Source organism: Vibrio sp. HDW18, from assembly GCF_011306175.1.
Classification (GTDB): Bacteria; Pseudomonadota; Gammaproteobacteria; order Enterobacterales; family Vibrionaceae; genus Vibrio; species Vibrio chanodichtyis.
In genome coordinates this window covers 424,899-447,870 of sequence record NZ_CP049914.1, presented here as the reverse complement: position 1 = coordinate 447,870, position 22,972 = coordinate 424,899, and the positions used below count along the sequence as shown (strand labels likewise).

The following is a 22,972-nucleotide window of genomic DNA, read 5'->3' as shown; positions in this document are numbered from 1 at the left end:
GTGGTTTGGGTGTACTCTGTTGCGCTATTTGGCGGTAAACTGCTTAGCCAACGCACTAAACTCACCGACTTTACCACTCATCGCTACCGCAAGCTCTTCCACTCTATCGGTAGCGATTACGTTTTGCGTCGCTGCGCTAGCAATCGCATGGACATGCTGATTGACATCGCTGGTTAACTCTCGCTGATGATCTGCGGCATTGGCCACTTGGCTAATCACGTATTGCATATCCTGCATGACGCTCTCGACATGGCACAGTTGCTGTAACGTGGTATTCGCATCCAAGGCACACTGCTCGGTTTGATCACGACTGGCGGTAATATCACCTCGCCAAGCAGCAATTGTGGCAAGCATAGTATCGATACTGGTTTGGATTTGTTGTGTCGCACGTTGGGTACGCCCTGATAATGCACGCACTTCATCAGCGACCACCGCAAAACCACGCCCTTGTTCACCGGCTCGTGCCGCTTCAATCGCGGCGTTCAACGCTAATAGATTGGTCTGCTCAGCAATGCCACCAATTTCACTCATTAGCAGCCCTACTTGCTGCGCTTGATCACTCAGTTTCACAGTCGTCACCGTTGCACTTTCTGCTTGTGCGACCAATTTCTGTAAATTTTGGTAGGTAATTTCAATACTGTGTTTGGTATCGGTGCAATGTGTTTGTACCTGATCGATCAATTGATGGGCTGATTGAGAATGACAAGCCACCTGATCGGCCGCCTGCTCTACTGCATCGGTGGCCTGAGTTACCGCTCGAATATTGCTATCTTGCTCAGCCAACGCTTGATGCACTTGTTGTGTGGTAGAATGCAACTGTTTAGCGAGATCGCCCAGCGGCCGAGCCGAATCCATCATTCGACCTAAAATGGTGCGGATACGAGCGGAAGCCATCTGCAGATGATAATCGGCAACCGAAAAAGGATGTGAGCCTGAATAGATCAAGCGGCTAATACTGTCGTATTCGGTCTTGAGTCGCTGTAAATGCTGCGGCGTATGCAGTATCTCTTGTCGGAAAAACAGTGCTAATACACCAGCGGGAATAATACTGGCCAATAATTGCCAACTATCAGAGGCTTGCAACCAATGAGCAACAATCGGTGACATTAAGCCACCAAGTAAAATGGCATAACGCAGCGAAGTATTGACAGGTAAGGCTATCCGTTTACCGGCTTGTTCTGCGCTGAGCAGAGCATGATAGGCTTTACTGGCAATATTAACCCACTGGCGCTGCGCTTTTACTCTAACCGATTGATAACCTGAGATTTGACCTTGTTGATAAATCGGTGTGACATACGCATCAACCCAGTAGTAACCGCCTGTTTTAGTACGGTTTTTTACAATACCTCGCCACGCATGTCCTTGTTTGAGGTGCTGCCACATATCAGCAAATGCCGCTTTCGGCATTGAATCATGTCGCACGATATTGTGATTTTGACCCAGTAATTCATCGACTTGAAAGCCAGCAATTCGGCAAAAGGTATCATTACAATAAGTGATGACACCTTTTAAATCGGTCGTGGAGACCAGTTGTTCGTGGTCTGCAATCAGAGTTTCTTGTTGAGATGAGATGGTATAGGCTGACATTTTATTTTTGTTGCTCTAACGCTACTTTATGTACGCGGATTTATACACAGTTGTTGCGAAAAACTCAAGTTGGTGAAGCAGATGCCAGTTCAGCTAAGGCGCAATTTATTATTCAGCTAAGATAAAACGCACTTCAACTCGGCGGTTACAGGCACGACCGGTCTGCGTGTTATTGCTACACGCAGGCACATGCTCGCCAAAGCCGCGAGTATAAATGGTATTTTGCGCCAGCTGACGCTGGATCAGCGCATTTTTCACCGCATTGGCTCTTCTTTGTGACAGGGTATCGTTAAATCGCTCTGCGCCGGTGCTATCAGCGTGGCCTTCTAACACCACTTCAATTCCATTTTGAGTGGATAAAAAACGCGCGACGCGATCTAACCATTGTAGAGATTGATTGGAAAGCTGAGCCGATCCAGTAGCAAACTTGACGGTTTGTTTTAACTTTATCGTGGGGTGAGCACCGGCAATAAATTCATGCTCAATACCGCTAGTGAGCAAATATTGCTGGATCAGCATATCGCGATTCGGTTGTGGTTGCGGTATGTTCTGCGGCGGCGCGATCACACTCTTCTTGGTGGCATAGCCCCACTCTGGATGACGCACATCCGCATCACTTTGCGGCGCAACATCCAACAAATTGTTACTGAGCATACGATCGGTTGCCAGTGAACCACATCCCGCCAAGCATAATGCCATGTAGCAAATCCAGAATTTCATATCCCATACTCAGTTGTTGATCTCTTATATAGTATCGGCGCATTTGGTAAAACTTTATTGCTGATCAATAACAATTTACCCAGCGCTAGCTTGCCATCACATAATCCATGGTTAGAATGTGGCTGGTTGTTTATTGCCGCATTCTCAAAGACTCAAATTCATCGTGTCGATGATGTAAAGTGGATCAACTCTCTCTTGGCGATTTGGGCCATGCCGCTTTAAGTCGCCAATCAATATCGCAGTTAAAGGACGCTAAACGCTTTATGTCTAAAATTATTATTCCCTTAGTGGTTTTTCTACTCGCTGGCTTTATGATTTATCGCACTTGGACTAACCATAAAGCGGCCGATGCTAATTTTGCGGCTGGACAGCATTTTCTGACCGAAAATGGCCAACGTGAAGATGTGATTACCACCGATAGTGGCTTGCAGTACCAGGTATTGCAAGCGGGCAACGGAACCGAGCATCCGGGGCCGAAAAGTCGGGTAAAAGTACATTATCACGGTGAATTAATCGATGGTACGGTGTTTGATAGTTCAGTGGTGCGCGGTGAGCCAATCAGTTTTGGCCTGAACCAAGTGATCAAAGGTTGGCAAGAGGGTGTACAACTGATGGTGGTCGGCGAAAAAACACGCTTTTATGTACCAAGTAACCTAGGCTATGGCAAAAGTGGCACTGGCCCTATCCCACCTTCTGCCGTATTAATTTTTGAGGTTGAACTGCTGGCGATTGAATAAATTCGCTTAGCTTACCATTCACCGAATCGGTTCTACTCTGGCTGAAATAGCCACATCGATTGAATAGAAAAAGCTGCCGCGGCAGCTTTTTGGGGCACTAAATAATGCTCATCGATTAAGCTGGCTGAGTCGCTTCGGCGGCAGGATAAAAAGCTAATCCTTGTTCGCTGACCAATACACAATCCATCCCTCCAGCATGCGCCGCTTGCATACCTAACTGAGTATCCTCAAACACCAGACACTGCTTAGGCTGTAATCCCATCTGCTCACAGGCACTCAAAAAGGTTTCGGGATGCGGTTTATGCTCAGTGACATCGCTCGCACTGACAATCACATCAAATTTATCCACGACTTGGGCACGTGTGAGTAAACCCAGCGCACTTGCTCGCTGACTGCCTGTGCCAATCGCCATCTTTTTCTGACCATGCCACTGACACAACAGCTGATAGGTAGCAGGGATAAGATCCGCTTGCAAACCCAGCTTAGCAAACTGCGCCATCTTATAAGCCGCCACCTGCTCAGGATCCAGCGTCATATTTAATTTGTGATTGATCTGCTCAACAATTTTTGTACTAGGCATGCCTCCTAAGCCATAAAGCCACGCGGCATCAAAGGGAAAGTCAAACTGCTCAGCAGTGGCTTGCCAAGCGGCTATATGCGCCGGCATGGTATCAAGAAGAGTTCCATCCATATCAAAGATAAAGCCATGGTACTGATTAAAATTGATACTAATCACGTTATCTCCCACACTTAATAAGGAATTTGTCATTAATAATTCATAGAAAAACAAATCGGATAAGCTTCTAAGCCATTGATCGTTTGCTTATTACCAGTACACTGCAACGTAGTTTAGATTCAGACATTGATTTACGCTTGCAACAGTCTGTTAAGTAAAATAATAACTAGGTAATACCATGAATATTAAAAATAAGCTGTATAGTTTGGCCATCATCGCCATTTTAGGATCGATTGCGATTTTTTTTACTACCTCACAATTCGCCACCACCAACGATGAGCTTAATCGAGCCGTCAACCAAGTCGATAAACTCGAAGTCCGATTACTCAATTTAAGACGTAACGAAAAAGATTTTTTGCTGCGCAGTGATGCAAAATATCTCGAAACTTTCCAGAAAAATAGTGACCTTTTTCTCGCCCTACAAAGTGATCTCGATGCGATCATGCTCAAGTATCAGCTTGGGGATTCTAACGCGCTACGCAATGATTTACTCGAATACAAACGCAGTTTTGAACAATTGGTCAGTGCTTATCAAACCTTAGGTTTAGATCAACAACGTGGTTTATGGCACAGCTACTATCAAGCGTTCAACCACACTCAACAGCAGCTATCAACCGATGCGCGCTTAGCCCTGCACGATTTTCATCAGCAACTGCTGGACGGTGCCATCACCAGTAACGCATTTAACCAATATCCTTCGTTAATCGATAGCGCACAGGCTATTATCACCCAGAAAAAAGTGATCGGCTTAACCTACAATCAAGGTTTACTTGGTCAAGCGCGAGCCAAATCTCATGCAGTAGAAGAGCGCTTTAAAAGTTTTTCGCAAACCTTGAATCAAGCGGTTAAGCAAAAACAACACGCCATGAAAACCGTTCAACTCACGGTCACAATTGGCGTTGTGTTGGCGATTGTGCTGGTGATTTACCAAATTAGCCGCTCGATTAACTTACAGATCACCCAGCTACTCGCAGTGATCCAGCGCATTGCCCAAACCAATGATATTTCTCTGCGTGCCAAACTCACTGGTCAAGATGAATTAACTGCGGTCGCCCGTTACTTCAATGGACTACTGGATAAATTTGAGCAATTGATCAGCGGCTCACAAACTAAATCTCACCAGTTGTATACCAGCACTTCCAGTATGCATAACGAACTTGAGCTGGTGATTACACAGTTTAATGTCCAATCTGAACATATTGCGTTAATGGCAACCTCGGTACAACAGATGGTCTCCACCATCAGTGAAATTTCGCAAAGCACCAATATTGCGGTCGATGGCGTCAACCAAGCCACTCACAATGCCGAACATGGGCGCAGCGTGGTGGTGAGTACTGTGAAAAACATCGATCTACTCTCATCCACGCTGCAGAAAAGCCAAATCTCGATTGGTTCACTGAACAGCTTAGTGGAAAAAATTGGAGGTGCGGTCAGCATTATTCAGGGCATTGCCGAGCAAACCAATTTGCTGGCGCTCAACGCTGCGATTGAAGCGGCGCGTGCCGGTGAACAAGGACGTGGATTTGCCGTGGTGGCTGATGAAGTACGTTCACTGGCCACTCGTACCCATCAATCCACCGAAGAGATCACCCGAGTGGTATCGGATATTCAGTCTCAGATGAGCCAAGTGGTCGAAGAGATTGTGCAGTGTAATCATCAAGGGCAAGAAACGCTCAGTGCATCACGTCAACTTGATGAAAGCTTGCAGCAAATTATTTTTGATATGAACACTATTCAAGATAACTCGCAGCGGATTGCAGCGGCAATTGAAGAGCAAGGTTGCGTGATGGATCACGTCAGTCAATCGATCACTGAACTGAATACTATTTCTGACAACAATATGCATTCCGCGCAGCACTGCCTAGTTGAGGTGGACATGGTTTCTCGGCAAGCCCATGAAATGGATGAAACAGTTGCCGAGTTTCATACTAATCGAAATCAATAAGTAGAGGCACCAGCGTATCGCTTAAGCCTGCGCGAAGGCTCTGCTTGAGCCTTCGTGAGTTAATCAAACAGCGGAATAATCGAGCCGTAATTCTTCTAGCTGAACATATCGCCTCTATTGCTATTACCCACAACGGAGCAAAGATGCGTTCAGTTAGAATAATGCTCCAAATACACAATCGTGGCGGCAGTGCGTGAAGGTACATCCAGCTTTTTCAGTAAACTTTTCATATGCACTTTGACGGTCGATTCTGAGATAAATAAGCGCTCGGCGATCTCTCGATTACGAAAACCTTTTGCCACTTCTGACATGATTTGCATTTCGCGTTCCGTCAATGTGGCAAAAGGATTACGTACCTCACCACGATTCAGCAGATAGCGTGTCACCGCCTCACTGTAAGCTTTATCCCCTTGCAACGCTTGTTTAAGCAGGGCGATCAATTGATCCGGCTCAGTATCTTTGAGCAAATAACCGTCCGCCCCCGCTTTAACCAGAGCTTCAATATCCGCCGCACTATCGGAAACCGTTAAGATCACCACATAGGCATCACACTCATCAGTGCGCAGTGCGGTGAGCGTATCTAAACCCGACATGCCCTTCATATTTAGATCAAGCAGGATCAAATCTGGCCGCAAATCGTGCGCCAGCGCAATGGCTTCGGCGCCATTACTTGCTTCGGCCACGACGTCGAATTCTGCTTCAAAATTGAGTAATTGATGAATACCACGGCGCATCAATGGGTGATCATCCACCAAAAGAACCTTATAGCTCATTATTCTGTATCTCCTCGTTCAATGGATATCACCTGATCTTGGTGTATCAAGTGGCTTGGGCATAAGTCAGCCTCACCTTGCACCCTTTACCCAGTGCAGAGTCAACCTGTAACGTGCCGCCTAAACGGGCTGCACGCTCTTGCATAATGCTCATGCCATAATGGTTAAGCTTGTGACCTTGTGGATCAAAACCGATCCCGTCATCTTCAATCGTGACCTGCACTACCCCATCTTGCTCTTGGCAATTAATCCTAATCGTGCTGGCCTTAGCATGTTTAATGGCGTTAATCGTGGCTTCACGGATCAACTGCACTAAATGCACTTGTTGATGGGCATCGAGATCCATCGATGACAAGGCATTATTCAGTTCAATATTGGCCTCGGTTTGTGCCGCAATCTGAGTCAACATACTCTGCAATGACTGCCCAAAACTGCCTTCACTTAAGGTAAGACGAAAAGTGGTCAGTAACTCACGCAATTGGGTATAAGCATCCGATAAACCTTGGTCGATATCGCTAATGATGGTTTCCGCTTTGCTCAAATTCGCTTCGGCAGGCAGTGACATCACCGAGCGTTTCAGCAAGGTGAGCTGAATTTTCAAATAAGATAGCGATTGCGCGAGTGAATCATGCAATTCGCGCGCGATAGTGGCGCGTTCTTCCATTAAAAGCAACTGTTCGGCTTGGCGCTGCGCTTGGTTGTAGTATATTGCGCGTGACAAAATCTGCGCGAAATTATCAATCAAAGCGCGATCCGGCCCCGGCGCACTGGCATCCCAATATAACAACCCCAGATGCTGTCCATCTAAAGTGAGTGGAGTTTGCAGCATCAATCCGCCACTTGGCTTACCTTCCTCTAAAATCAAAGACTTACCATCTTGGTCATCAATTTCTAAACGCAGAGCACTGATCCCATCCACGGCTACCCAGTGACGCAAAATATTTTGGAAATTACTCGCGGTGATCCGTGAAGCGGTCAACTCTTGCGATGAGTGGTACAACACTTGTAAGGTTTGATTAGCGGCTTGTAGTTTATGGGTTTTTTCATTCACCGCATGTTCTAGTCCACGATACAAATTACCGAGATCACCGGCCATGCTGTTAAAAGTACGCGTGAGGATGCCCATTTCGGTGCTGCTGGTTTCATCTAAGGCGACATCAAAGGTGCGATTTTTGATTTTTTCACTGGCGGCTACCAGCGCATTTAACGGTTTGACCACCTCTTCACGAATGTAATACACCACAAACAGCGAGACGGCGAAAATCCCACCGAGACCAAAACTGCCAACCGCAGCCAAGGCAATCAGCTTACGTTCGGAAAAGCGTTGCAGCTTAAGCACAAAGCTATCCACCAAACTGACAAAAGGGGCTACTTCATCAAAATATTGCGCTTTGTTTTCACTATTAAGCACTTTTTTGAGCTGATGCCAACGGTCGATCAGTTGGTGATAATCACGCTGAATATCGCTCGGTACCGTCCAATGCAGTAGCGCCAACATCGAAGGCGAATACAGTGAATGCTCAAACAAATAAATGTGTGCTTGGTAATCTTTCGATTGGGCTTGAATATCATACGCTAATCGATAACTTTGCATGCGCATCGAGCCGGAAACGTTGACCGCTTCGGCATCATTCAGTGACGAAGCCAACGTGACAATCGCCACCCCTGTGGTCAAGGCGGATAAGAATAGGATCAGCAGCATAGCTTTCGCCATGGTGCGCGTTAATGATTTGGGTACCGAACTCGACAACACCATTTCTCTCTCATCACTCACTAAGCAGCCACCTCTTTGCGCCAACATTGTCCGATTTGGGGCTACACTATCCGAAATGAGTAGGTAGATTTATTGATCCAAAACAACCGCCCCGCCTAATTACCTCCTAAGAGGTATTTATACAAATAGGTTAAAAACTACAATTTGTGTATGGAAATAGGGTTGGTTGTGAGCGCGCGGGGAGAAACAATGGTCGATTTAAGCAAACGACGCTGGTTTACCGCTGGACAGCAAACGCCCCCAAGCCAAGTCAGATTGCCTTGGATAGCCAACCCATCAGCATTTATTGATGACTGTACTCGCTGTGGTAAATGCCTCCAAGCGTGTGAAACCCAGATCATCAAAACCGGCGATGGTGGTTTTCCCAGCATCGATTTTTCGCTAGATGAATGCACTTTCTGTTATCAATGCGCCCAAAGCTGTCCGGAACCGATTTTTCTGCCGCAAAGTGCCGCACCTTGGCAAGCCAGCGCTCAAATTGCCAGCCAGTGTTTAGCGCATAACCAAGTGGAGTGCCGTTCTTGTCAGGATGCTTGTCCTGCCGAGGCGATCCAGTTTGCTTTACAACTTGGACGCACAGCGATGCCACAGGTCAATCAACCAAACTGTTCCGGTTGTGGTGCTTGTGTTGCCGTTTGTCCAAGCAGCGCAATCGCCGTCTACTATACTGCCGTTGACTATACTAAAAATATCGCTTAAATCGCGAGGCAAAATTGGAGAGCAAGATGTCACAACCTTTAGATTCACTGCATGAAATCCACATTTCAAGCTTAGTGATCCACACTTTGCCAGAGCATCTCGCCACCGTAAAACAACAAATTAGCCAACTGGCTGATGTCGAAATTTACGGCGAGGACCCGCAAGGAAAACTCGTCGTGGTGGTGGAAACCGAACGCCAAGGCTTCATCACCGAAACCATTGAACACATCAATCATCTTCCTAATGTGCTGAACGCTTTCTTGGTATTTCACCAAGTAGAAAGCGCAGAAGAAGATGAACTATAACCCTGCCACTTGAAATACGCGGTCAGCTACCCTAAGGGTGGGTGACAATCAAGTTGCAAGCAATAATTACACACTAGAAATGCCTTTTCTCAACTCGAGGTAATGTATGAAAATGACCAGACGTGCGTTTGTGAAAGCAAATGCAGCTGCCTCCGCCGCAGCGGTTGCAGGGATCACCCTCCCCGCTTCTGCCGCTAATTTGATCGCAAGTTCCGATCAAACTGCTATTCATTGGGACAAAGCGCCTTGTCGTTTTTGTGGTACTGGTTGCTCTGTACTCGTCGGAACCCAAAATGGTCGCGTGGTGGCCACCCAAGGTGATCCGGAAGCTCCGGTAAACAAAGGCCTGAACTGTATCAAAGGTTACTTCCTGTCTAAAATCATGTACGGCCAAGATCGTCTCAAGACGCCACTGCTGCGTATGAAAGAGGGTCAATATCATAAAGACGGCGATTTTACCCCTGTCTCTTGGGACACCGCTTTTGATGTGATGGCAGAAAAATGGAAAGCGTCACTCAAAGCCAAAGGCCCATCCAGCATTGGGATGTTCGGCTCTGGTCAATGGACGGTGATGGAAGGTTACTCAGCAGTAAAACTGATGAAAGCCGGTTTCCGCAGTAATAACATCGACCCGAATGCGCGCCACTGTATGGCTTCTGCGGTAGTGGGTTTTATGCGTACCTTTGGTATTGATGAACCGATGGGCTGCTATGACGACTTTGAACACGCCGACGCTTTCGTGCTGTGGGGTTCAAATATGGCAGAAATGCACCCAGTGCTTTGGACGCGGATCACTGATCGTCGCTTGAGCCACCCACATGTCAAAGTCAATGTGCTGTCGACTTACTACCATCGCTCGTTTGAATTGGCGGATCACGGCTACATTTTCCACCCGCAATCGGATCTTGCGATCGCCAACTTCATCGCCAACTACATCATTCAAAACAATGCGGTGAACTGGGATTTCGTCAACAAACACACCCATTTCAAACAAGCGACCACCGATATCGGTTACGGTTTGCGTGATGAGCACCCACTGCAAAAACAAGCGAAGAATCCCAACGCCGATAGCGTTAGCGATATTTCATTTGAGCAGTACAAAAAATCGGTTGCCGCGTACACGGTTGAAAAAGCTGCTGAAATTTCAGGTGTTGCGCCAGATAAACTGATCGCATTGGCGAAACAGTATGCCGATCCAAATACCAAAGTGATGTCACTGTGGACTATGGGTATGAACCAACATACTCGTGGAGTTTGGATGCAAAGCTTGGTCTACAACCTACACTTGCTGACTGGCAAAATTGCCACTCCGGGTAACAGTCCATTTTCACTGACGGGTCAGCCATCGGCTTGTGGTACCGCTCGTGAAGTGGGTACTTTCTCACACCGTTTACCTGCGGATATGGTGGTGGCTAACCCGAAACACCGTGCGATTGCCGAAAAAATTTGGCAACTGCCAGAAGGCACCATTCCCGATAAACCGGGCTTCCACGCGGTACAACAAGATCGCATGCTCAAAGATGGGGTGCTGAACTGTTACTGGGTACAATGTAACAACAACATGCAAGCCGGTCCGAACATCAACGAAGAGCGTTTACCGGGTTATCGTAACCCTGAAAACTTCATCGTCGTCTCAGATCCTTACCCAACCGTCACTGCGCAAGCGGCGGACCTGATCCTGCCAACCGCGATGTGGGTAGAAAAAGAAGGGGTTTACGGTAACGCAGAGCGTCGTACCCAAGCTTGGTACCAACAAGTGAAAACGGTCGGCGAAGCACGTTCAGATTCATGGCAAGTGATTGAGTTTTCAAAACGCTTCAAAGTCGAAGAAGTGTGGCCAGAAGAGTTGCTGGCGAAAGCCCCACAATGGCGTGGCAAAACTCTGTTTGATGTCTTGTTCAAAAATGGTCAAGTGGATAAATTCCCACTCAGCGAAGCGCGTGAATTGAACGATGATGCCCATCACTTTGGCTTCTACATTCAAAAAGGCTTATTTGAAGAGTATGCCTCGTTCGGCCGTGGCCATGCCCATGATTTAGCTCCTTACGATATTTACCACCAAGTTCGTGGTCTACGTTGGCCAGTGGTCGATGGTAAAGAGACCAAATGGCGCTTTAAAGAAGGTTTGGATCCTTACGCTAAAGCGGGTTCAGGCTGGGATTTCTACGGTAAGCCGGATGGTAAAGCGTGGATCATTTCATCCCCTTACGAAGCTCCACCAGAAGTGCCAAACGCAGAATATGACCTGTGGCTGTGTACCGGACGGGTTCTTGAACACTGGCATACTGGCACCATGACTCGTCGTGTGCCTGAGCTGTACAAAGCCGTACCAGATGCATTGTGTTATATGCACCACGAAGATGCGCAAGCTCGTGGTTTACGCCGCGGTGATGAAGTGCTGATGTCTAACTCACGTGGTGAAGTACGAGTTCGCGTTGAAACCCGTGGCCGTAACAAGCCGCCTAAAGGCTTAGTGTTCGTGCCTTTCTTTGATGCACGCATTTTGATCAACAAGTTGATCCTCGATGCGACCGATCCACTTTCGAAGCAAACTGACTTCAAAAAGTGCCCGGTGAAAATCACTAAAGTCGCGTAACCCTGATTGTACTGGGCTGCTCGTCAGCCCAGATAAAGAATTAAGCCGCAAGGCGGAGAATTTACGATGAAAAAACAACTCATTGCCTTACTTTCAGTGTTTACGGTACTGGCTGGTATCGCACATGCTGAGCTGAATAATCCAGGCGGAATTGGTGGTTTAGAATCACTGCGTGGCGCCAGCGAAATTGAAGATACGCGCGCCGCGGATCCCATGAAAAAATTCCCACGTGAACAAGCGTTGGAAAGTGATTTTGTCTATCAGCCACCGCTGATCCCACACAATATTCGTAATTACGAAGTCTCGTTAAACGCAAATAAGTGTCTGGCTTGCCACAGTTGGAAAAATGCCAAAGAGATGGGAGCGACCAAGATCAGCGTAACGCACTTTGTCAATCGTGAAGATGCGGTACTTTCGGATGTCTCTCCACGTCGCTACTTCTGTTTGCAGTGCCACGTGCCTCAAGCCGATGCTAAGCCACTGGTTGAGAACGATTTCGAACGCGTTGATGCTCTTCGTTAACCCCAAAGAGGCCATTTATGAAATTTCTAAAAGCGTTTTGGCTTCGTTTATCTCGTCCAAGTAAAGCCGCCGTTGGCGTAGTATTACTGATGGGATTTATTGGCGGCCTACTGTTTTGGGGCGCATTCAACACTGGGATGGAAGCCACCAACAGCGAAGAGTTTTGCTCAGGTTGTCACGCTCCGATCGTGGCTGAAATTCAAGAGACGATTCACTATTCAAACCGCTCAGGTGTTCGAGCCATCTGCTCTGACTGCCATGTACCCCATGAGTGGGGCGATAAAATTGTCCGTAAAGTGCAAGCCTCCAAAGAATTGGTCGCCCACTTTATCGGCACCATTGATACTCAAGAGAAGTTCCAAGCACGCCGTGCTCACTTAGCAGAACGTGAATGGGCACGCTTGAAAAAGAATGACTCGTTGGAATGTCGTAACTGTCACCAGTTCAACTACATGGATTTTTCAGAGCAAAGTACGCGTGCCGCGCAGCAGCACTCCACCGCACTCGCCTCTGGTGAAAAAACCTGTGTCGACTGCCATAAAGGTATCGCACATAACCTACCCGACATGCATGGTGTTGAAGGCTGGCAATAAGGAGATCCGCTATGAGTACTCTTGAATCGATTTTTTGGCACATCCTCGGTTACAGCGCCATGCCAGTGATCATTCTGGCCGGTTTCCTTGGGGTGGCCGTGGTTTCACTTGGCCTACTGGCCATGACCAAAGATAAATAAATCAATAGATACAGTTAAACCTCCAAAATCCGGTGCTCAGCGCCGGATTTTTTTATGGCAAGCACATACCCTTCCTACTTGAAGCTACAGCCGTGTTGGCAAGAGGATAAAAAAGGTCTGCCATTGGCAGACCTTGAAATATTGAACCCTTCTCAGTGCCACGCTGGCTATGGCGCACTGTCGATTTCTGATTTGAGATAATGCTTGGCCTTTAGCCCAAACCACTCCGGTAATACGGTACCAATCGAAATCGATGACCAGGTACCAGAGATCACCCCAATAAACATGGCAATCGCAAAGCCTTGCAATGGTGCGCCGCCCATTAACCATAATGCGGCAATGGTCATCAAGGTCGTGCCAGAGGTGACCATAGTGCGCGAGAAAGTCGCGATCACCGCCTGATCATTAATCGCTGCGGTCGGGGTCTGTTGTTTGGCTATCAATAGCTCACGGATCCGATCCGCAATGATGATGGAATCATTCAGTGAGTAACCGAGTACCGCCAATATTGCCGCAAACACGGTGAGATTAAACTCCATCTGCGTCAGCGCAAAAAAACCGATCACTAACACCACATCGTGCAGTAAGGCCAACAAAGCACCACTGGCTAAACGCCATTCAAAGCGAAAGCTTAAATAAGCGAGGATCGACAGCAGGCAGATCAATAACGCTAAGCCGCCTTGGTTGACCAAATCTTCCCCGACTTGCGATCCAACCATGCTATTGCTGACTATCTCAACCTGTGTCGAGCGTTGGTGAAGTAGCGCGTCGATCTCTAGCGGAGCCGCGGCTTGATCCGCTAATGGGTAACGGATCACCCAGCGTCCATCCTCACCCGATGGGGTAGCGGTAACCGAATCACCTAATATCGGCTGTAGCTGTGCGATAAGCTGGGTTTTAGTCACTGAGCTATCAATGATCGCCTCGGTAACCATACCACCGGTAAAATCCAGCCCCATATTGAGACCTTTGCTGGCCAATGCGGCCACCGATACGACCACCAACAACATCGAGACTAGGCCGGTGATGTAACGAATAGGACGAATGCGCGCTTTAAAATATTCAATCATGGCTTATACCCTTACATCACGACGCGTATCGCGTCCCCAAATCAGATTAATTAATGCTCGTGAAGCAAATACGCCACTAAACATACTGGTCAGCAAACCCAGACCAAGGGTCAATGCAAAGCCTTGGATCGGCCCATTACCGATCGAATACAGAATGACGGCCGTGATCATCGTAGTAATGTTGGCATCCAAAATCGTGCTAAACGCACTCTGGAAACCCGTATCAATCGCTTGAGCAAAATTACGCCCTTCCGCCAACTTGTCACGGATCCGCTCAAAAATCAGCACGTTGGTATCCACCGCCATGCCAACCGTAAGCACCAATCCCGCAATGCCGGGTAAGGTCAATACTGCCCCCGGCAGTAGTGCAATCAAGCCCAGCAAGCACACCATATTGATCAGCAGTGCCAAGTTCGCCACCCAACCAAGGCGGCGATACCACAGCGCCATAAACGTCAGCGTCATGGCCATGCCGAGTGCTAATGCGGCAAAACCGTTAGCGATGTTTTCTTCCCCTAATGACGCACCAATCGTGCGTTCTTCAACGATGGTCACTGGTGCGGTTAAAGAGCCCGCCCGCAGCAACAGCGCTAATTGCTGCGCTTCTTCCATTGAACCCGCTCCGGTGATCCGAAATTGGCTGCCGAGCTGAGATTGAATGGTGGCAACGCTGATCACGCGTTCACTACGCACCGTTTCACCCTGCGCATTGGTTTTATATTCACGGTACACCGTCGCCATCGGCTGACCGATGTGTTTACCAGAAAAATCACTCATGATTTTACCGCCGGCGTGATCGAGGGAAATATTCACTTCAGACATTCCCATGTTATCAACCCCTGCCCGAGCATTAACAATATGCTCGCCACTCAGCACAGGCCGCTTAGTTAAAATCACCGTGCGACCATTGGCATCTTCCAGCAGCAAATCCTCCATGCTGCGGGCTTCGCTCGCCGACTTAGCTTGATAAAAAGCCAAACTGGCGGTGGCACCAATCACGTTTTTTGCTTGTGATGGATCTTGTACCCCTGGCAACTCAATACGGATCGCGTGTTCACCTTGCCGTTGGACCAGCGCTTCGGTGATGCCAAGTTCTTCAATCCGATCACGCATAATTTTTAAGTTCTGCTGAAGGGTGGTGGTTTGAAATTCGGCTTTATTTTGAGCGGAAGGTTGAACCTGCAAATAACTCGAACCGTGGCGGATCTCCCAATCACGATAATTCTCTTGCAGATATTGGCGAACATGCTGCAGCGCCGCCGGTTGATCGGTTTTTACCTCGAAGCCATCATTGGCCATCGCTTGCACGGTGACTCCCCGTATCCGCGCAGCACGCAGTGAATCTTTCACCGCATCCATTATGCTATCTCGCTGCTCTTGAAATGCTTTATCAACATCCACATTGAGCAAAAACTGTACGCCACCGCGCAGATCTAATCCCAATTTTATCGGTGAAAAGCCTAAGTTATCGAGCCACTTCGGGGCGACCGACACATACGAGTAACTGATGCTATCCCCTTCTTGCACCAGTGGATCGAGCACATTGCGAGCTTGGGATTGCTGCGTTTCATTGGCAAATACTAGCGTGGTTTGATCGCCACGTTGGGTAATTTCATCGGCTTGGATGTTGTGCTTACTCAACAGTTGCGCCAGATCAGGCACATTACGCAGCACACTGCTGGTTTGTTGGCTTTGTAACTGAATGGATGGTTGCTCACCATACCAAGTTGGGATCGCGCTTAACGTCAAAATAACAATGGTCGTCACTAGTACGATGTATTTCCACGCAGCATAGTGATTGAGCAGTCGCTTAGCCGACTGCTTAGGTGTGGTTTTTTTCATGGTTCCCTCTCAGCCTAAACTGAGTTATTCAACAAGTTATGATTGTTACTATAGTGTTAATTAAACTTGGTGTGGGAAAATAAAAACTGGCTATTGAGCGCGACATACATCGCGTTACTCTCTTTCCAGCCGGCAATACGGTGAGTGGCGCTAAAAAAATCGTAACTGCGGTTAAGATGACGGCTAGAGTCATCGAGCGCCACTGAGTGTGGCGCGATGGCTAACATCGGCCATGGCGACGATTCGGGATCACTATCAAACGGTAGATCCGAGCTCCCCGCCGCTAAGCGCTGAGCTAACCCGTTCAGTGCATGATTTAAAATCGCGCGTGGCGTTGGTGTGACATCGGATTGTGAGCGAGGTATCGAGCTCGCTGGCGGTGCGCTATGTGCTACCCGCTCAGCCTTAGTGAAGCTAAATGTGGAGCTGAGCGGTAAGGTTGAGGGCTTACCGTGATCAAGCGACTCACTGGCTTTTTGCTCTAGCGCACAGGCAAGCAGCGGCGCAGGAAGCGCAAGCGCAAACACCACCAACCAACACGCAATAAGGGCTCGCCAGAACATTATGTCGCTCTAACCACTGAAAGATGTCAGCAGTGTAGGTGGATGTTTCACCAAGCTCAAGCGAAAAAATGTGATCTAACGATAGAAAATTTGGCCAGTTTGCGCATTCAGATAAATCTTATTACGTTGGTTCAAACCACCACAGTAGATAAAGTAAACCGGTTGGGTAGCGTAGGTGACTGAGCGCACCCATCCCCCGAGCTCAGCAAAATCTTGCGGGGCACAATGCCCATCATTGAGTAACCGATCGGTGCTGGTCACAAATTGCTCTTGGTATAACCCAAAGTCATCAGAAGCCGCAATATAGCCAGCTACGGTTTTGATCCGTTCTTGTGGCGTAATGATCGGCGCTTCAACGCTTAAGCCATCCAGAGGGATCCACTCAGCCACTTCAGGCCCACCTTCTTGATATACGTAGTAATCAGAAATGCGTCCCCAACCCGATTGTTTTTCTAGCAGATGAACCCGTTGACCTCGATAGAGCAGATTATTGAGGTCCACATAAGCACTCAGATCCGGCTGTTCGCGCACCCCTAAACTCACCGCGCTCACATAAAAATCCATCACTTCAGGTCTCGCCTCTAGAGCTGGAGTCAAGCTCAGCGTTGCCAATGGTGGCTCAGCGACAATTTCCCGCGAGGCGTTGGCATCGACCGCTTCGGCGTCCATGTGCGGCTTGAGATAAAACAGATAAATTCCTGCAGCGGCACAGCCTAAACCGAACAGCAGCAGCACCACTAACATCAGCCCTTTTTTCATCTTTCCTCACTTATCCAATGTTTTCTATGTTTCCAATGTTCGGTGTTGTTTTTAGATCGTTATTTTTGAACCTGAGCGAAGCACATCGCGCCCCGCTGAATCTAGGCTATAACGCGCAGCGTGCTCCCCACCCGTGCCGCCGACACCTCTAACCTTAAGCCAATTTGCTCTTTAAGTTCAGAAACATGAGAGATGATCCCGATGGTGCGTCCCCCTTGTTGCAAATCGATCAGGGTTTGGATCGCCAAATCGAGTGATTCCGGATCTAAACTGCCAAATCCTTCATCAATAAATAATGTATCTAAACGGATGCCACCACTGTAGGACTGCACCACATCCGACAAACCAAGCGCCAACGCGAGCGCCGCCATAAAGGATTCCCCACCAGACAAGGTCGCCACATCGCGCCATTTGCCGCTGTAACTGTCCTCAACCATCAGATCGAGTCCCGATCCGACATTGCCTTTAGCACGCTGCTCTTTGCGCTTCAGCAGATAGCGACCGCGGCTCATTTTCAGTAACCGCTGTGAGGCTTGCAGCAACACATCATCGAGCAGCACTCCCAAGACAAAGCGATGTAAGCTGACCTTAGCACCGGTTTTACCGTTAGCCACATCACTCAGAGTCCCCACCACTTGGTATTCCGCTTCTAACGCACGATTTTTTTGATACAACTCGGCCAATTGATTGGCCACCCGTTGTAAACCATCCCACCGTGATTGCTGCTCGGTCATTTGCTGTAGAGCCAGATCGGTGCGCTGCTGCTGCTCAGCCACGGCCGCCAACAGTGGCGCAAGTTGTGGCCAGCTTTTAGCGTGCAATTTACGCGCTAATGCCTGTTGCTCACCACCAAGCATCGCACCGCGCTGTTCATAGTGGGCAATCTGTGCCTCCAATTCAAGCATACGCTGCTCGGTCACCCGCGCGGCCAAATAGTGTGTTTCATCAACCAAAGCATAATGCTGCAAGCCTTGCTGCCATTGATTAAGCGCCTGCTGTGCTTGTTGCTGTATTTGGCGGTGCTGCTCTAACGCGGCTTGATAAGCCGCTTGGGCGCTCGCGGCTTGCTTTTGTGCTTGGAGTGATTGCGCTCGCGCTGTTTGTTCGGCGGTTTGCAATGCGTCAATTTGTGCAATCACGCGCTGAATTTCGCTGCGCAGTGTCTCGAGATCAGCCAAGCCCTCGGGGATATCCTGTTGCAAACTCGCCAACTCGGCCTGAGCCTGCATCAGTCGCTGCCAAGCTTGCTGCTCAGCCTGCTGTTGCTGCTCCGATGCTCGTTGATTCTGGATCAAATGCTGCTCGCACTCTGCAAGTTGGCGCTGTAACTGTTCAGGTTTCAACTGTTGCAACACGTCAATTTCGCCGCGTAAGCGCTGCTGTTGTTCCACTAATACGGCCAATGGTGCGACACCTTGTACATCCAGATCGGCACTTAAACTTGTCAATTCTTGCTCAAGTTGTTGCCATTTAAACCGTTGCTGTTGCTCGGCATTGCTCGCCGCTTGCAACTGCTCCACGCTATGCTGCTGAGCGGCTCTGGCCTGCTCAACCTGAGTTTTAGTGACCGCGTCACCAAGAAATTGCGCCGGTTGCGGATGATCAATACTGCCACAGACCGGACAAGGTTGATCGGTTTGTAGCGCTTGTGCCAACTCCGCCGCACGCTGCGTATGCCAACTGAGCTCCAACTGATCGGCAACGTGCTTAGCCTGCATAACGTGAGTTTGCGCTTGCTGCTGCAACTGCTGCAGTTGCGCCCACTGTCGCTCGGCGGCTTGCCGTTGTTGCTGTAACTGTTGCTCACGCTCGCGAGCCTTGAGATAGGAACCAAGCTGCTGTAGCTGCGCTTTTTGCGCCTCTAAATGAATGAATTGCTGCTGCTGTTGCTCTCGCTCCTGCCGCAAAGCTTGGATGGTTTGATTAAATTGCTCTGCCTGCTGCTGAAGATGGTGAGTGTGTTGCGTACAGCGGTGCCATTCACGCTCAGCTTGGCCGATGCGCTGCTCAACGCTCGCCTGTGCCAGCAGTTTTTGCTGTGCTTGTTGCCAGAGCAGACGCTGCTCATTGAGTTTCGGCACTGCGGCACATGCCTCACTGGCTTGTTGGTTGGTTTGTGCCGCTTGTGACTGATTCAGCTCACTTTGTTGCAACCACAGTTGCTGCTGCGTAGCTCCACGCTCGGCTTGCTGTAAAGCTTGCTGAGTCTGCTGCCACTGTTGATAGGCCGGGGTTAAATTGGCTGCTTTTTGCGCCTGCTGTTTGTGTTGGCGTAGCTGCTCAATGTGCTCCGCTTGCTGTTGATGCTCGGCAATCTCGATCGCGAGTTGCTGCTGGCGAGTAAAGAGCTGCTCAAGTTCTAAGCTGGTTTGATAGTGGGCTTTAGCGTGATCGAGCTGTTGCTGCTCAGTATGCAGCTTAGCCTGCGCTGCGCTAAGTAATGGCTTCACTTGCTCAAGATCTTGCTGTAATTGCAGTTCACTGGCTAAGCCGACGACATTGAGCGTCCCGGTGATCTGCTGATCAAACTGCTCTTTCTGTTTGCGGATCCCCGCCGCGCGCTCAAACAGAGCCTGTTCAATACGGCTGTAAAGCTGGGTTTGAAATAGCTGACCGAAGATCTGCTCGCGCTCTTTGGAATTCGCGGTCAGTAATTCACGAAATTTACCTTGCGGCAGTACCATCACCTGACGAAACTGTTTCACATCCAAACCGATCAGCTCCACTACCGCTTTGGCGACCGGATTGGGCTTATTGGCGATCAGTTCCGTGCTCTCGGATTGCAGAGCCACCAACAACGCCGAGTGCGCTTTTTTGGTCATGCCTAGCCCGCGCTTTTTCGGGATCTCTTGATCTGGCTGGCGAGTGATTTGATAACACTTACCACTGAGTTCAAACTCAAACATCACTTCAGTGAGACAATCTGGCGCGGCAAAATCACAACGCATTTGATCGCCAGTGCGTTCACTACCCGTAGTCTCCCCGTACAACGCATAACAAATCGCATCTAAGATCGAGCTTTTGCCGGCTCCCGTAGCACCGTTAATCAAAAACAGCGGAGCCTCACCCAGCTCGGTAAAATCAATCACTTCACGCCCAGCAAAAGGGCCGAACGCTTGCAGTGTGAGTGTTAATGGACGCATGTTACTCCCCTTGCGCTGTTAGGCGCTGGATCACCTCAATCACCACTTGCTGCTGCGCTTCAGTCAGCGACGCGGATTGCGCTTCTAAGAAAAAATCACTAAACATCTCTAGCTCACCACGAGCTAAACGGGCTTTACCAATCGCTTGATCAACACCAATCAACATGCCGGGTTTTTCTAAATGCAGCACATTGGGATAAACCTGACGCAATTTATCCATCGGATCCAAAATAGCGTGTTGATCCAAAAGGCGTACCAGCAAATAATCATCAGCCTGTGGATCGGTGGCTCCTTGCGCCAAAATTGTCGCCAACTCGCCTTCAATAATGCGCATTTGATGGGGCGCTTGCAGTGGCACTAAGCTGGCGCGCACAAAACCGTGCTGATCCAGTTCAACTAACGTGGCACCTTTGCTTTGATGCTGCTCACCAAAACTGTATTTCATCAGCGAGCCAGAATAGCGGATATGCTCTGCCCCCTTAGTTTGCGGCTGATGTAAATGCCCGAGGGCCACGTAATCAAAAGCTAAGAAGTGTCGATGATCGACGCGATCCGAGCCGCCAATCGACAGCGGGCGCTCCGATTCCGACTCCATCGCACCATCAACAAAACAGTGGCTAATCAATACATTGCGCTGCGTAGCATTCGCTTGCGCCAAAATTTTCTCACACAAAAATTGATGTGCGGCGTCATGAGTGGTGAGCTGATTTTGATAGTGGTGACGCACCAATTCTGGGTCATGGTACGGCATACCCCAAAAAGTGACGGCACCGGCTTGCGCGGAGTGTAAAGTGATCGGCTGCATCATTTGCTCAAAATCAGCAAAAATATGTAAACCCGAATTTTTCATCTGTTTGGCAGCAAAACCTAAGCGTTTCGCGCCATCGTGATTACCGGGGATCAGTAAGAGTGGCGTGTTCAGCTCACCACAAATCACACTCACCACCTCATCAAGCAAATCGATCGCTGCGGTAGGCGGTACCGAGCGATCATAAATGTCCCCGGCCACCACGACCGCATCAACTGGGTTAGCGCGTAAGTAGGCCAGCAATTGCCCAAGTACCGCCCGTTGATCATCCAAAAGGGAAACTTGGTGAAATTGGCGGCCAAGATGCCAATCCGAGGTGTGGAGAAACTTCATACATTACCCATGCAGCGAAACAAAACTGGCCAATATCATACCGTTATTTTGCTCAAGCACGCACTTTTAACTGACGTGGGATGAGTTCGATCCCAGTTTGATAACGTTTGGCCGAAGCATTGAGCGCCAACGCTAACGCGCTATCGGCAATCCATTCAAATTGCTGCGGTAATGAGTTGACCTTGATCGGTAAAAAATCGAGCAGTCGGTGATCACCAAATGTCGCAAGACGCACTTTGTGCATCAGCTCAGGCTGCTCCAATAGCACATCGAGGATCCCTTCAAGCAAGGTATAAGAGGTTGCCACCACCGCATCCGGTAACTGTTTAGCCGCGACCCACTGGGCGAAGACTTTACGCCCCTCTTCGCGATTAAAGTGCTCGCCGTAGGCGATCTGGGTCAACAAGTGGTGCTGGCTCGCTGCACTCAAAAAGCCTTGCTCACGCTCACGCGACACATTTAAATCCGGCAACGCGCCAATTAAACCAATACTGCTAACTTGATCGCTCAATAATGAGTGAGTCAATTCAAATGCGGCACCAAAATCTTCGCTGATCACACAGCAGAAATACTCATCATCCAGTGCCCGGTCAATCGCGATTACTGGCGTGCCGGCTTGTTGTAACTGCAAGTAAAACTCACTGGCGTTGGGGATACTGCTGGCGACAAAGAGTGCATCAATTCGCCGGCAGACTAACGCTTGCGCGGCGGCCATTTCAATCTCCGGCGAATCATCTGAGCAAGCGATCAAAATTTGGTAACCCGCCTGCCGCGAATTGTGCTCCAAGAGTTTGGCTAAACGCGCATAACTGATGTTTTCCAGATCGGGAATAATCAAACCGAACGAGCGGCTGTTACCGGCGCGCAGTGCCGATGCGGCGTGATCGGGACGAAAGTTATACTGCTCCACCACCGCCATCACTTTTTGCTGAGTCTTGGCACTGATCCGATATTTTTGGGCTTTACCATTAATCACATAGCTGGCCGTAGTTTTCGAAACACCGGCTAATTTAGCGATTTCATCAAGAGTCATCATCCTCACCTTATTTTTGTGGGTCTGATCATAGAATGCGATTTTCGCGCCTAACTGAGAGTTGAATTATAAGCTGAATCGATTCAGTATTAAAGCTGAAAGGATTCAGCAAAAGTGCGATTGACTCACACTCTCGACTAAGAGTCTGCAATAAGAGTCAGCAAAGGATAGTCAATCGGATCGCACGGCAAAATCATGATGATTTAAGGTTTTGCTGAATTTTTTTGATCTTAAAGCTGAACCGATTCAGCTTTAAGTCACACCAAGCTAGGATGACACATTGCAGATGGCTCA

The 22,972-nt window shown here is 48.8% G+C and carries 20 protein-coding genes; 8 read left to right on the top strand and 12 right to left on the bottom strand.

From position 1 onward, the window contains the following. Positions 1-24: 24 nt before the first annotated feature. Complete coding sequence (locus tag G7083_RS13750; RefSeq protein WP_166015395.1) at positions 25-1,587, bottom strand: PAS domain-containing methyl-accepting chemotaxis protein; 1,563 nt, start codon at positions 1,585-1,587, stop codon at positions 25-27. A 108-nt stretch (positions 1,588-1,695) separates the two neighbouring features. Further along, the gene (locus G7083_RS13745; RefSeq protein WP_166015394.1) at positions 1,696-2,307 is read right to left on the bottom strand and encodes an OmpA family protein; all 612 of its coding nucleotides are present in this window, start codon (positions 2,305-2,307) and stop codon (positions 1,696-1,698) included. A gap of 263 nt (positions 2,308-2,570) precedes the next feature. Here G7083_RS13745 and G7083_RS13740 point away from each other — a divergent pair, with 263 nt between their 5' ends. Further along, complete coding sequence (locus tag G7083_RS13740) at positions 2,571-3,044, top strand: FKBP-type peptidyl-prolyl cis-trans isomerase (protein ID WP_166015393.1); 474 nt, start codon at positions 2,571-2,573, stop codon at positions 3,042-3,044. A 115-nt stretch (positions 3,045-3,159) separates the two neighbouring features. Here G7083_RS13740 and G7083_RS13735 read toward each other — a convergent pair whose 3' ends face one another. Beyond that, complete coding sequence (locus G7083_RS13735) at positions 3,160-3,813, bottom strand: beta-phosphoglucomutase family hydrolase (protein ID WP_166015392.1); 654 nt, start codon at positions 3,811-3,813, stop codon at positions 3,160-3,162. A gap of 145 nt (positions 3,814-3,958) precedes the next feature. Here G7083_RS13735 and G7083_RS13730 point away from each other — a divergent pair, with 145 nt between their 5' ends. Further along, on the top strand, positions 3,959-5,725 hold the full coding sequence (locus G7083_RS13730) for a methyl-accepting chemotaxis protein (protein ID WP_166015391.1): 1,767 nt from the start codon (positions 3,959-3,961) through the stop codon (positions 5,723-5,725). Positions 5,726-5,874: 149 nt separating this feature from the next. Here G7083_RS13730 and G7083_RS13725 read toward each other — a convergent pair whose 3' ends face one another. Next, the gene (locus G7083_RS13725) at positions 5,875-6,498 is read right to left on the bottom strand and encodes a response regulator (RefSeq protein ID WP_206212129.1); all 624 of its coding nucleotides are present in this window, start codon (positions 6,496-6,498) and stop codon (positions 5,875-5,877) included. Between the two features lie 46 nt (positions 6,499-6,544). Continuing rightward, a complete protein-coding gene (narQ, locus tag G7083_RS13720) occupies positions 6,545-8,212 on the bottom strand; it encodes a nitrate/nitrite two-component system sensor histidine kinase NarQ (RefSeq protein ID WP_240911955.1) in 1,668 nt (555 codons plus the stop codon). A 249-nt stretch (positions 8,213-8,461) separates the two neighbouring features. Here narQ and napF point away from each other — a divergent pair, with 249 nt between their 5' ends. The 6 genes from napF to G7083_RS13690 all read left to right on the top strand — a co-directional run bounded on the left by napF (position 8,462) and on the right by G7083_RS13690 (position 13,127). After that, on the top strand, positions 8,462-8,971 hold the full coding sequence (napF, locus tag G7083_RS13715; RefSeq protein WP_166015389.1) for a ferredoxin-type protein NapF: 510 nt from the start codon (positions 8,462-8,464) through the stop codon (positions 8,969-8,971). Between the two features lie 26 nt (positions 8,972-8,997). Continuing rightward, a complete protein-coding gene (locus G7083_RS13710; protein ID WP_166015388.1) occupies positions 8,998-9,276 on the top strand; it encodes a chaperone NapD in 279 nt (92 codons plus the stop codon). Between the two features lie 106 nt (positions 9,277-9,382). Beyond that, positions 9,383-11,872: a periplasmic nitrate reductase subunit alpha gene (gene napA / locus G7083_RS13705; protein WP_166015387.1), complete on the top strand. Its 2,490-nt coding sequence runs from the start codon at positions 9,383-9,385 to the stop codon at positions 11,870-11,872. Positions 11,873-11,938: 66 nt separating this feature from the next. After that, positions 11,939-12,394: a nitrate reductase cytochrome c-type subunit gene (locus tag G7083_RS13700; RefSeq protein ID WP_166015386.1), complete on the top strand. Its 456-nt coding sequence runs from the start codon at positions 11,939-11,941 to the stop codon at positions 12,392-12,394. Positions 12,395-12,411: 17 nt separating this feature from the next. Next, positions 12,412-12,987 carry a NapC/NirT family cytochrome c gene (locus G7083_RS13695; protein ID WP_166015385.1) on the top strand — a complete coding sequence of 192 codons (576 nt, stop codon included), beginning with the start codon at positions 12,412-12,414 and terminating at the stop codon, positions 12,985-12,987. 11 nt (positions 12,988-12,998) lie between these two features. Further along, positions 12,999-13,127, top strand: coding sequence for a TIGR02808 family protein (locus G7083_RS13690; RefSeq protein ID WP_166015384.1), 129 nt, complete (start codon positions 12,999-13,001; stop codon positions 13,125-13,127). A 167-nt stretch (positions 13,128-13,294) separates the two neighbouring features. On the opposite strand, the gene secF is transcribed toward G7083_RS13690, so the two are convergent. From secF to cra, 7 genes are all read right to left on the bottom strand, one after another. Next, positions 13,295-14,197, bottom strand: a complete 903-nt coding sequence (gene secF, locus G7083_RS13685) for a protein translocase subunit SecF (protein WP_166015383.1) — start codon at positions 14,195-14,197, stop codon at positions 13,295-13,297. 3 nt (positions 14,198-14,200) lie between these two features. Further along, the gene (gene secD / locus G7083_RS13680; RefSeq protein ID WP_166015382.1) at positions 14,201-16,039 is read right to left on the bottom strand and encodes a protein translocase subunit SecD; all 1,839 of its coding nucleotides are present in this window, start codon (positions 16,037-16,039) and stop codon (positions 14,201-14,203) included. A 56-nt stretch (positions 16,040-16,095) separates the two neighbouring features. Next, positions 16,096-16,602, bottom strand: coding sequence for a hypothetical protein (locus G7083_RS13675; protein ID WP_166015381.1), 507 nt, complete (start codon positions 16,600-16,602; stop codon positions 16,096-16,098). A 75-nt stretch (positions 16,603-16,677) separates the two neighbouring features. Further along, a complete protein-coding gene (locus tag G7083_RS13670; protein ID WP_206212139.1) occupies positions 16,678-17,346 on the bottom strand; it encodes a hypothetical protein in 669 nt (222 codons plus the stop codon). A 116-nt stretch (positions 17,347-17,462) separates the two neighbouring features. Beyond that, entirely contained in the window at positions 17,463-20,504 is a 3,042-nt protein-coding gene (locus G7083_RS13665) for an SMC family ATPase (RefSeq protein ID WP_166015379.1), read from the bottom strand. 1 nt (position 20,505) lies between these two features. Further along, positions 20,506-21,645, bottom strand: a complete 1,140-nt coding sequence (locus G7083_RS13660; RefSeq protein ID WP_166015378.1) for an exonuclease SbcCD subunit D — start codon at positions 21,643-21,645, stop codon at positions 20,506-20,508. Between the two features lie 52 nt (positions 21,646-21,697). Next, positions 21,698-22,678 carry a catabolite repressor/activator gene (gene cra / locus G7083_RS13655; protein ID WP_166015377.1) on the bottom strand — a complete coding sequence of 327 codons (981 nt, stop codon included), beginning with the start codon at positions 22,676-22,678 and terminating at the stop codon, positions 21,698-21,700. Between the last annotated feature and the right edge of the window lie 294 nt (positions 22,679-22,972).